The sequence below is a fragment of the Nocardiopsis sinuspersici genome (assembly GCF_001998325.1).
GTDB classification, from domain to species: domain Bacteria; phylum Actinomycetota; class Actinomycetes; order Streptosporangiales; family Streptosporangiaceae; genus Nocardiopsis; species Nocardiopsis sinuspersici.
This window is the reverse complement of sequence record NZ_MCOK01000002.1, coordinates 1-10,625: the sequence shown is the minus strand read 5'-3', so window position 1 is coordinate 10,625 and position 10,625 is coordinate 1. Positions and strand designations below refer to the sequence as shown.

12 protein-coding genes and 1 pseudogene are annotated in these 10,625 nt (G+C 59.7%); 7 read left to right on the top strand and 6 right to left on the bottom strand.

The features are described from left to right. Nucleotides 1-15: 15 nt before the first annotated feature. Nucleotides 16-522 carry a phospholipase D-like domain-containing protein DpdK gene (dpdK, locus tag NOSIN_RS26455; protein WP_206057677.1) on the top strand — a complete coding sequence of 169 codons (507 nt, stop codon included), beginning with the start codon at nucleotides 16-18 and terminating at the stop codon, nucleotides 520-522. Continuing rightward, a complete protein-coding gene (dpdD, locus tag NOSIN_RS26450) occupies nucleotides 516-2,543 on the top strand; it encodes a protein DpdD (RefSeq protein WP_143833087.1) in 2,028 nt (675 codons plus the stop codon). Before dpdK ends, dpdD begins: the two co-directional genes overlap by 7 nt. Nucleotides 2,544-2,604: 61 nt before the next feature. On the opposite strand, the gene dbpB (NOSIN_RS26445) is transcribed toward dpdD, so the two are convergent. From dbpB (NOSIN_RS26445) to NOSIN_RS26430, 4 genes are read right to left on the bottom strand one after another with little or no spacing between them, the layout of a single operon-like run. Beyond that, nucleotides 2,605-3,720 carry a DGQHR domain-containing protein DpdB gene (gene dbpB / locus NOSIN_RS26445; protein WP_077693793.1) on the bottom strand — a complete coding sequence of 372 codons (1,116 nt, stop codon included), beginning with the start codon at nucleotides 3,718-3,720 and terminating at the stop codon, nucleotides 2,605-2,607. A 37-nt stretch (nucleotides 3,721-3,757) separates the two neighbouring features. Continuing rightward, nucleotides 3,758-4,945 carry a tRNA-guanine transglycosylase DpdA gene (gene dpdA, locus NOSIN_RS26440; protein WP_206057674.1) on the bottom strand — a complete coding sequence of 396 codons (1,188 nt, stop codon included), beginning with the start codon at nucleotides 4,943-4,945 and terminating at the stop codon, nucleotides 3,758-3,760. A gap of 29 nt (nucleotides 4,946-4,974) precedes the next feature. Continuing rightward, nucleotides 4,975-6,108 (bottom strand): DGQHR domain-containing protein DpdB, encoded by a 1,134-nt coding sequence (gene dbpB, locus NOSIN_RS26435; protein ID WP_077693791.1) that lies wholly within the window; start codon nucleotides 6,106-6,108, stop codon nucleotides 4,975-4,977. Next, nucleotides 6,105-6,911 (bottom strand): hypothetical protein, encoded by an 807-nt coding sequence (locus NOSIN_RS26430; protein WP_206057672.1) that lies wholly within the window; start codon nucleotides 6,909-6,911, stop codon nucleotides 6,105-6,107. The genes dbpB (NOSIN_RS26435) and NOSIN_RS26430 overlap by 4 nt, the downstream gene beginning before the upstream one ends. Before the next feature lie 169 nt (nucleotides 6,912-7,080). Here NOSIN_RS26430 and queC point away from each other — a divergent pair, with 169 nt between their 5' ends. From queC to NOSIN_RS26410, 4 genes are all read left to right on the top strand, one after another. Then, nucleotides 7,081-7,809 (top strand): 7-cyano-7-deazaguanine synthase QueC, encoded by a 729-nt coding sequence (gene queC, locus NOSIN_RS26425; protein WP_227015378.1) that lies wholly within the window; start codon nucleotides 7,081-7,083, stop codon nucleotides 7,807-7,809. 2 nt (nucleotides 7,810-7,811) lie between these two features. Next, entirely contained in the window at nucleotides 7,812-8,447 is a 636-nt protein-coding gene (gene queE, locus NOSIN_RS26420; protein ID WP_077693788.1) for a 7-carboxy-7-deazaguanine synthase, read from the top strand. Between the two features lie 2 nt (nucleotides 8,448-8,449). Beyond that, nucleotides 8,450-8,806: a 6-carboxytetrahydropterin synthase QueD gene (queD, locus tag NOSIN_RS28235; RefSeq protein WP_077693787.1), complete on the top strand. Its 357-nt coding sequence runs from the start codon at nucleotides 8,450-8,452 to the stop codon at nucleotides 8,804-8,806. Nucleotides 8,807-8,885: 79 nt separating this feature from the next. After that, nucleotides 8,886-9,455: a VUT family protein gene (locus NOSIN_RS26410; RefSeq protein ID WP_077693786.1), complete on the top strand. Its 570-nt coding sequence runs from the start codon at nucleotides 8,886-8,888 to the stop codon at nucleotides 9,453-9,455. Nucleotides 9,456-9,577: 122 nt separating this feature from the next. Here NOSIN_RS26410 and NOSIN_RS28145 read toward each other — a convergent pair. Beyond that, nucleotides 9,578-9,993: pseudogene (locus NOSIN_RS28145) on the bottom strand (hypothetical protein); the annotation flags it as partial. 55 nt (nucleotides 9,994-10,048) lie between these two features. Between NOSIN_RS28145 and NOSIN_RS26400 the strand changes: the two are divergent. Next, nucleotides 10,049-10,207: a transposase gene (locus NOSIN_RS26400; protein WP_077693785.1), complete on the top strand. Its 159-nt coding sequence runs from the start codon at nucleotides 10,049-10,051 to the stop codon at nucleotides 10,205-10,207. On the opposite strand, the gene NOSIN_RS26395 is transcribed toward NOSIN_RS26400, so the two are convergent. Beyond that, nucleotides 10,204-10,625, bottom strand: a 422-nt coding sequence (locus tag NOSIN_RS26395; protein ID WP_143833086.1) for an integrase core domain-containing protein, incomplete at its 5' end; no start/stop codon positions are given. The two genes, NOSIN_RS26400 and NOSIN_RS26395, sit on opposite strands and share 4 nt — an antisense overlap.

Sequence of the window (10,625 nt, the reverse complement as noted above, 5' to 3'; positions counted from 1 at the left end):
CGGTTAGAAAGGACCGTGCGTACAGGCACTAGGACGGGACTGCGCGCGGACTCGCTACTGGCCGCAGCATTGATAGCGGAGATCCTCTCGCCAGGGGAGGACCTGTGGGTGATCTCTGGGTGGATCAGCGACGTGGAGGTCATCGACAACTCGCGGGGGACGTTCGACTCAGTCCTCGGCGAGCTCCCTTCGACACGATGCCGCCTGTCACAGGCACTGGCCCTCATCGCTGCTGCGGGGGCACGGGTCAACCTCGTGACCCGGCCCGGCGCGCACAACGAAGCCTTCGTTGCTCGAATGCGTTCTCTGGTCAGGGATGAGTGGAAGTTGCACGTGAAGTTGGACCCGGACATCCATGAGAAGACAATCTGTGGCAGAGATTGGATGTTGACGGGGTCGATGAACTTCACCGTCAATGGCCTGGGAAGTAGCAAAGAGCAAGTGACGTACACGGTCGACGGCCGTGGAGTCGCCCAAGCCCACCTCGACTTCGCACAACAGTGGAGGAGACCCGCGTGGTGACGACAGGAGGGCCCGTGCGTCCGAGAGAGCGACTCGGCATCGAGGAGTTCGTCGATAGGTTTTTCGGTGAGGGCAATGATGCTGGCCAGTACCCAGCGATCGTCGATTCCTGTAGAGAAACCCTCAGTGCCGGACCGGACGGCCCCATTGCGCTTCCCCGCCACATCGAGTGGCGCGACTGGTTCGCGATGTACGTGATCTCTGGGAACGGCACTAACACCACCCAGGTCAGGGAACTCATCCAGGCGTTCGTCGGCCCCACGTACTGCACCAAGGGCGACACCGTTCCTGCGGTCCTGGACCCGGCTGACCCGGTCGATTCCGCTGTCATCGAGTTCGCGGGGCCGGGGTCAACATTCATCGTCGGGGCCGGCACAAACAAAGAGCGCCGCAGGCGTATGCGGCAGGCGCTCGAACTCATGCAAAGAGTAGCGGTCACCGGTCCTCCGCGGAACTGGTACATACCCAAGCCTTTGGGTCGGTTGCTCGCCGAGTTTCAAGCCGCACTGGCCACTGGTGGTCAGGCCGTCTCCGAAGCCGCATTGAACGAGATCGAGGCGCGCGGTGGGATCACCGCCACCAACCTCGCCCATCTGCGAATCAAACGATTGGACCGCCTGGGCCGAGGTAAGGACCTGCTCGCCATGGAGGGTCTGTCCAATGTCCTGCGCCAGGATCCGCCCCTGCCGGTGAAACAGGCCGTCCTCAACGCGATCTACTCGGTGCACCTGTGCGAGTTGCTCGAAAGCGGAGAGTTTGAAGCTGCCCTCGATAGCCTGCGTGGCGCCGCGCTCCCTGCGCCCCTCCCTTTACACGAAGATGTCCGGGACTACGGGGACGAAGCAGCGACCGTCCTAGTCACGACCGCGGTTGGTCGCGAAGACATCCCCTCGATGGAGGAGATGGTCTCGGCCTTGGCCGACACCGGCTACTTGAAGGTTCTACCGGAGGTGGTGCTCCGGAGGGTTGAAGAGCTTATAGGGAGGCCGGCGCCCCCACCCGAGGTCTCAGAGAAGAACCGTCCCCATCAGAGCTCAACCTCCGATTCAGAACCCTCCTCCTCCGCCTCGCCAGAAAGTTGGCTGGACCTGCTTCCTCTAGCAGCGCAGAGAGAGACCAGGGCGTTGGATATCGTCAGGGACGAGGAGTGGCACAACTGGCCCTCTCCCGCAGAGTCCGATGAAGATATCAGCCGGTTCCTCGATGCGTTGGACGACTCCTCGTGGAAGAACGCGTGGGAGATCGCCAGTGGTCCTTTCATCGAAGCGGTCGGCTACGAGTACTCCGCGCCGCACACAGCGCTCTCCTTCCTTACCTACGCGCTGTCTTTCCACCGACTCGGCCCGGGCGACCTGCTCGCCATCCAAGCGCTCACCGAGATCTTCCTGCGTTCCTCACCCAGCCCGGGCGACTACCGAGACATACTCGAGTTGGTACAGAGCTCCTGTGAGCAGTGGGTGTCTCCGGAGAACGCGATCGTCGCCCTCGACTTTGCCGATCGCCTGGTGCTATCCGCATGCCCTGACCGTGCGGTCCGGGCGAACCTGGCGTTGGCGCTCCTAGGGCCGCTGCACCGCCTACAAGGACGCCTGGAACCATCCATCATCGAGTTCGCACACCAATTGTCGGGCGAACTCGAGATCCCGTTCGAATGGCATCTGCCCGAGCGGCTCCAGGAGGAGGATCCCCTTGCGGGGCTTCCACCGTTGTCGTTGCTGTTGTACTCCCTTGATGAGGCCGTTCTACAGCGCACAGAAGCGAAACTGCGGACTCTCGTGCCCGAACTAAAAATCGCTCTCTCTCACGACAAAGTAGGAAGCGATTCCCTACGGCACAAATCGCGGAACGCTGATCTTGTGGTCCTGGCGACTCGCTGCGCCAAGCACGCCGCCACAGGATTCATCACGGAAAGCGCCAAGAAGGCCCATATGACGTACGCGGACGGTAGCGGATCGGCCTCTCTCCTAAGGGCCGCAGTGGACGGCCTATCCCACCTCGCCCAGGATAATCAGCACGTATGAGGAGCTAAAGGGGTCGGCGACAGCATGGTCGGCCGACCCCTTAGACGCTAGTGCCATCCCATCACTCAGCCGTGCCCGACCTGTGGATGACTTTCAACAGATGCGTGGTCAGCAAGTGCACATCGCTAGGAGTGTTCTGTAGACCGTTCCATTTGCGCTCTTCGCCATCGCTGAACCTCCATGTCCCTGAAGTCCAGGCCACCTCGGTTTCTAGGCTCGCCACGGCGGAACGGACAGCTTCGCACCTCACACCTTCAGCAGGTAGCTCGTCGGTCAGGGTGTCCATGACGAACCCCATCGACTGAATACCAGCACCATGGGTCAAGCGTGAATTCCTCGGAGGCTTAAGCCATGCGTCCGTGAAGACCTCCTTCACGATGCTCCAGAAGGACTTGAGGTGATGCAGCATGCGTTCCTCGTCCCCGCTACCATCCACCGGGTTGCGATACTGGTACAGAGCCCCCTCATAGAGACTGTGTTCCAGCATCTTCAACAGACTGTTGTCCTTGATGTATCCATAGGGGGAGGTCGGGCTTGCAACGGTCCCGTAGAACGGACTATCGCCGTCGATGTTGAGCCGCGTCATCAATTTTGCAGGAAGCCTACGCCGCACATACGCAGGGGGCAGGTGTCCCGTGGTGTCTGGCAGCAATTCGTGAATGAGGCCCTTGGGAAGGGGCTTGGTCGAGTTAACCAGGAGGAACTGAGAGCGCTGTTCTGCGGCGTTGTCAGCAATGAAACCCACGGCCGCGACCGGGAACTCTGCCAGGTCCGCATCGCGGATCGCCGCGCTCCGTTGCTGACCATCCACCAACCAGGCTGGTTTCTCATCTTCCGAGAGGGCCTCATCAACTGGAATGGCGAGTTCTCCAGGAACAGCGTAGTCGACGCTGCTCTGCTGGCCGTGGCGCACGAACTTCACTCGCGGATCAAATGCCAGCACGACGGCGTTAGGCAGCATTGCTCCGTCCGATTCGAGGTATCGGCGGATGGCTCGGATGTGGCTAAGAACCTCAGGTCGCTGATAACCCTTGAGATTCTCCTCCTCATCTCGGCTGATGCGAGAAACTGCAGCGAAGCTATGCAACTTCTTTCCGTCCACGGCGAAGCAGTAGATTCGCCGACTCCCTTGGCGTACCTCGAGAGCGGGAAGCCTAAGCGTGTATTGATCGGCCACATCATCTCCTATTTTACTGGCGGGGGTGGGCAACGGTTTAGGAGTTTTCTATTTCACGCATCTTTGACTCAAGTACCGTGAGGTTGTGAAACCCTCTGCGCTTATTTCTCTCTGATCCCCTGAATATAGCTATATCAATCCCGTGTTCTTTGCATAGGGCGCACGGGCATGATTTCCAGGGGGCCGCTTCGAGAGTGCGTCGGTAAAAGTCGATGTAACTCTTCTTCTTGGGCCCGTTCACCAGTGCCTCATACACTGCGAGGACCTCCACAGCTTCCTCAAGGCCAGCCTCTCCACGATCGAAGGAGCGCAAGCACTTCAAACAGTTGCGTTCGGCAGCAACGGCCTCGGCTTGAGCGACTCCTCCAGACAGGATCCGACGTTTCAAAGCGGGATTCGCATCGACCTGTGGGACACGCAAAGCGGTGAAGGAAAAATCACGAGTGTGATAATTGTTGCGGTCGTCCATGAAGGCCTGACGGAAGGCTGATGTGCTGTCGAAACTCGTAACCCCGTAGTCCTTGAACTTTCCCATGCTGTCCACCCGAGTGATACCGAGCAAGTGGAGTTCTGTGCCCTCTGAACGCACTAGGTCGATTTCTTGGAGGCAGGCGAGGATTTCCGGGGTCTTCAAGGGGACCATTCCACCGAGGGCAATACGCTGGTACCCCAATTCCTGGAGGCGGGAAACACTATCCGCGTAACTCTTGGGACTCCAACCCTGTGCCGCTCCGACGGGTTCCAGTAGGGAACCGCGGTTTCGGACCTCTCCTATGAATTGCTCAGCGAGGTCAAGAGATATACGGCGCCGTTTGGCCCATGCGGGGTCGACTTGGTGCTCGTCCAGTCCCGGTTCGAATCCGAAAATCACATGGTCGATGCTGACCCCGGAGTCGAACCTGCACCCCTCGTAGAAATCAAGAACCTCATCGACCGTGTAAGGTGGGTATTCCTCATCAATATAGTTAAAGGCTCCGCAATCGCCCAGGCTAGACATTCCCTTGGGTAGCCTGAAGAATTTCCGTATGCCCATGCGGTAAAGCCTGGCTCGTTGTGCGGACGTGTATTTTCCGGATCCGTTTACCGAACCGTCGACGATCGCTTTGCTGACGAGTATCCCGTCGTAGGGAGTAGGCGTGACGACCTCGTGCGCGTAGCGGTCATCGCGCTGACGGACCCTTGTGGGCAAATACTCGTCATTAAAGAAATCGTACGTCGGACTCACCAGATCTTGGCTGTCCGGAAAATAAAACTTCACGACGCGTTTGCCCTTGCTCGAACGTAGACACGGATAAGAAAGTTAGAGAGAGTACTAATATGGCGCGGGGTATTTTGCAGTTCACTCCAGGTGACGTTGAGTTCCGACCAGCGTCCTCGCGTCCAATGACATTCGCTCTTTATGAGTGCCAACTCTTTGCATGCCGAATCGACGGCATCATCGGAATGTATGTCCACATTCGCCATTACTCGGTCCATCAAACGCCCCATGGATCGGATTCCCACGCCGTGCATAAGGCGACTCTTTGTGGGAGGAAGTCCCCAGGCATAGGGGAACGTATCGCGCACCGCCGTCCAGTAGATGATCAGCAGTCTGCGGATCGACCCAGTGTCAGTAGTGTTGTTGGACAAGTTCCTGTGGAGGAAAAGGATGCCAGCGGACGAATTTAGGGATTCCTCGATAGCCGTACTGAGACTGTTGTCGGCTACAACAGCGCTACCACGCTTCTCTGGCCTGGTTGATGCCCGCTTGATCATACCTCGGAAAGGAGATTCATTATCCTGGTTCATCACGTCGACCAAAGCAGACGGAAGCTTTCGCGCCGATAGCTTAGCGGGAAGCGGCGTCCAGACCTCGGGCAGGAGCTCTGAGACCAAGTTGCTGGGGAGCGGAGAGACTGTGTTCACGCGTAGGAACTGGTCCCGTTGTGTGGCGAGGTCTTCAGTGACGAAACCTGCGACGGTCACTGGGAGTCGATTCCTCCCGGTACGGGAGAGGGCGAGGCTTCGCTGCTGGCCATCGACAATCCACGCCGGACGTGGTTCGTCTCTGGACTGCGGAAGCGGAACCTCAAGCGTCCCACTCGTGGCCAGGCCGTCGCTTGATGCGGGCCCAGGACTAGCACGGAACCGCACACTACTTGGCAGTGCCAGGATTAACCCATTAGGGAAAAGCACTTCGTCACTATCGAGATACTCCAAGATCTGCTTGACGTGCTGTTTCTTCTCAGGGCGCTGGTAGCCGATCAACTTACCGGCCTCATCCCTGGAGATCCGGGCGACATCGGCCACCTGATCGACCTCCTCGGCTGCCAGTGTGAACAAGTAGAGCGGGATGGTCGGATGCTGTTGCACACGGAGAGCCCTACGCTTGATGACGGAGTCAGTCATCCATCCCCCATGGTCTCGACGTACAACGTGGCAAACCTCTTCTGCTCACAAGCCATCCCCTCCTCGCGCAGGAGACGCAGGAGCTTGGTCTTGGAACAGTTGGGGTTAGCGCGGACCGCGGTCAGAATGAATGCCCGCACCTCTTCGTCAGTCATCGGCCTGCGGTCGTAGGTCTCCTGCTTCTCGGACTCTGCGGCCCACTTGCCCCAAGCAGCAACGGTATCTGGAGCTGTGAGCGGGCCGCCTGGGGAACAGTGGCCAACCCAGGAGATCGCCATGCGTGCGTTCAAGCTCGTGAGCGTGCCCCCCAGAGCATGGCGCAACGCCCTGTTGGAGGGAACACGGTGGATGCCAGGAACCTCACGGTCTCCCCCCAGCAGAAGAACGTCGCCGCCGAGACGGCCCAGTTCTCGCAGCTCGGCCTGCAGGATCCTGCTGTAAGACTCGGACAGCACGAGAAGCACGGGTCCCTGCTCACCGAGCTCCCTAAGGTTCGCCGCTCCTCTGCGCCTTTGCAGATGATCCCACCAAATTCTTCGGTCTGCGTTGGTCGAAGCCACAGAATCGACGTGCCCTGAGCTGAAAGTAGCCCCATACGGTGGCGCCTGCTCTGACACTGGTTGGAGGCCGAGTCCCGCCGAAGCTACCCAGAGCTTCGGTGTCCAACCGGCTCTGGCCGCCGCTCCGGTCAAGGCTCTGCTCTGAGCCCACTGTTCCCCTTTGTAGAGGTTTGACAGGGAGGTCTGTCCCGAAGCTTGGGCAAGACGCTCGTTCCAGATCGCCACGCGCTGGTCGATGGCCACGTCGGGAAGCGTGTGTACCTGGAGGGAAGGTGTAACCGGGCTTATCTTGCGCTCTGTGCAAGTAACTACCACAGATAGTTCCCTCACGTACCCTGACCCCCTGCGAACCGTAACTTGAAGGCAACGCGGTTCACTCTACCCACCAGTTATCGCCTGTAGGCTCCCAGGGATGGACAGTCCACTTCAGAGGGGTGTGAACGATATGGGACGGCCCGCAGTCGTACTACTGAGCGGAGGTCTGGACTCGACCACGGTCCTGGCAATCGCCAAGAACCAGGGCTTCAGCCCGTATGCTCTGAGCTTCCGTTACGGCCAGCGCCACAGCATCGAACTCGATGCCGCACGACGGGTCGCTGAGACACTCGGAGCGGAACGTCACGTCATCGCCGACATTGACTTGAGGATCTTCGGTGAGTCGGCTCTCACCGACGAGATCTCTGTTCCCAAGCACGACAGCGTCGAGGAGCTCGGGAGCGACAGTGTTCCGGTGACCTATGTTCCCGCCCGCAACACCATCTTCTTGTCCTACGCCCTCGCCTATGCCGAGGTCGTTGGGGCCAAGGATATCTTCACGGGCGTCACTGCGGTGGACTACAGCGGCTACCCTGACTGTCGTCCCGACTACATGGATGCCTACGAGAAGATGGCAAACCTCGCCACCCGGGCTGGCGTCGAGGACGAGACTCCCCTCCGACTGCGCTCACCCCTCATTGAGATGTCCAAAGCTGACATCGTCCGGGAAGGGCTGCGCCTGGGTGTCGATTATTCCTTGACCTTCAGTTGCTACGACCCTGACGAGCAGGCGAGGGCTTGCGGTCACTGTGACACTTGCCTGCTGCGCCTCAAGGGGTTTGCCGAGGCCGGGGCCACCGATCCCGTCCAGTATCGAGTGGGGTAGGTATGGGGTACCTGGTCAAGGAGATCTTTTACACCTTGCAGGGGGAGGGGAGCCATGCCGGTAGGCCAGCTGTCTTCTGTCGTATGTCCCGCTGCAACCTGTGGACCGGCTACGAGAAAGACCGCCACCGTGCGATCTGTACGTTCTGTGACACGGACTTCGTTGGTACAGACGGTGTCGGGGGCGGGCGGTTCGCCACGGCTGATGAGCTTGCTGACGCTGTGGCACGTGCCTGGCCCTCCGAAGAACGGGCTCATCGGTTTGTCGTCTGCACCGGCGGTGAACCCCTCCTGCAACTGGACGAAGAAGCCGTGGAAGCCTTGCACAAACAGGGCTTCGAGGTCGCAGTGGAAACGAACGGTACCCGTGTTCCGCCTGAGGGGATCGACTGGCTGTGTGTCAGCCCCAAGATCGGTTCGAAACTTGTCGTTGACCAGGGGGATGAACTGAAGTTGGTGTATCCGCAGCCCGGCGGTTCCCCCGAGTCGTTCGAGCATCTAGACTTCAGTGTCTTCCGACTCCAACCCATGGACGGCCCCGAACTCGAAGCCAATACTCGTGAGACCGTCGAGTACTGCCTGAAGAACCCTCACTGGCGCCTGTCACTCCAAACGCACAAGTATCTGGGAATTCAGTGAAAATGGAAATATTCCGCGAGTTCACTTTCGAAGCAGCGCATCGGTTGCCCCGGGTGCCGGAAGGGCATAAGTGTGCTCGGTTGCACGGACACTCGTACCGGGTCGTCTTGCACATCGAGGGGCCTGTGGAACCTGATGCCGGCTGGGTCATGGACTTCGGCGACGTCAAGCGTGCGTTCGAACCTCTGCGGAGCCGACTCGACCATTACTACCTCAATGAGGTTGACGGGCTCGATAACCCTACGAGCGAGAACCTGGCGCGCTGGATCTGGGAGCGGCTACACCCCACGCTGCATGGGCTCACGGCCATCACTGTCCAAGAAACGTGTACCTCCGGTTGCACCTACCGGGGGGAGTGAGTGCTCTCTCCAGATAGAGCACATTGCTCCCACTGGCCACCCATCTACTTCTAGGTGCCACTCTTCGAAAGAAAAAGGCGTGAAGAACCTCTCGCTCTCCGGGGTCGTCGTATTGGCCCTCTACGTTTCCACCATTCCCGCGGCGAATCTCGCGATCGTCTACATCGGCGTCCTTCCCGTGGGGTTCGGCTACGCGGCTCCGGCGGGGGTCTATGTGGCCGGACTCGCGCTCATCCTACGTGACGTAGCCAGGGAAAAAGCAGGGCGCGGCGCAGTGCTGTTGGCGATTCCCGTAGGCACCGTCTTGTCCTACTTGATGGCTGATCCGGCACTGGCTGTGGCGTCCGCTTTCGCTTTCGCCTTGGCTGAGGGCATGGATTTCATCGTCTACGAACCTCTACGTAAACGCGGATTCCTGATCGCCATGGTTGGATCTAATATCATCGGGATCATCGTGGACAGCCTGATTTTTTTGCAATTCGCCTTTGGTTCTTTCGATTACCTTCCAGGGCAGATCCTGGGGAAAGCGTGGATGACCGTAGCCGCAGTCGTTATCCTGACTTTGCTGAGGCGCATAGCGACCCGAAGGGACGTAGTCGATCGGTCTCGATGGCTAAGGCTTTTAATGGATTCGTCCAGAAAGGGGTGAGAATGTTCGCCAGAAAGAAATCCTTGTTAGTGCTCCAGTCGTAGATCCGGTTTGCTCTGACATAAGACCTAAGTCATTTGCCAGAGATTGCAGTACGGAAAACTCAGCGTAGCGACCCAGTGCTAGTGTGGTGACTGAACAGGTTTGCCGAGTTGGGATAATGCCGCAGTGGCCAGTGGGCGCTCTCTCCAGCGCAGACCTTTCTCGCTGTGCACCCGAGCCCACTCGCATCCGAGCCCACTCGCATCGCTGTTGGGCGAGCAAACTCGGATCGCGGGCGTTGGCGTTGCGCCACCTCAAGTAGGTGTGTAGCACCCGGTTCTGCACCGCGTGGTTTGGGGCGGTGGGAGTTGGCGATGATGAACTGGCGCAGTGGCCCGAAGCGTGCCTCGATGGGGCTGGCCCAGGAGGTGTAGGTCAAAGTGAAGCACAACTCGACCTTGTTGCGCCGGGTCCAGGTGCGGATTGCTGGCCCCTTATGCGCGGACAGGTTGTCCAGGATCACGTAGACAGGTGCGCCGTCCGGGCGTTGGGTCCGGGTTGTTTCGTTCCGGGGGTGATGGAGGCTCTCAACCCTGGGAAGGAAGAGCGGTATGCCAGCACCGAGGAAGTATCCGCCTGAGCTGCGCGAACGAGCGATCCGGATGGCGGTGGAGGCCCGCAGGGAGGCGGCCACACGCGACGGGGTCATCGCCCGTACCGCCGACCAGTTGGGCGTCAACCGCGAAACGCTGCGCAACTGGGTCACCTAGGTGTACTGCCCTGAGAGGTTGGTGACGCGGGAGGCGGGAGGGCCACCGAGTGCGGTGTGGAACCGGTGGTGATTGTAGTGATGCAACCACCCGGGGAACGCCTCCCGCCGTTGGGACTCTGACGCATAGGGGCGGGCGTAGGCCCACTCCTGGACCAGGGTCCGGTTGAAGCGTTCCACCTTGCCGTTGGTCTGGGGCCGGTAGGGGCGGGTGCGCTTGTGCTTGACGCCCTGGTCACGGACCAGGTCACGCCACAGACGCGAGCGGTAGCAGGACCCGTTGTCGGTCAGTACCCGCTCCACCGTGATCCCCACCGACGCGAAGTAGGCGTGCGCACGCTCCCAGAACGCGACGGCGGTCTCCTTCTTCTCATCGGTCAGGATCTCGGAGTAGGCCAACCGGGAGTGGTCGTCCACGG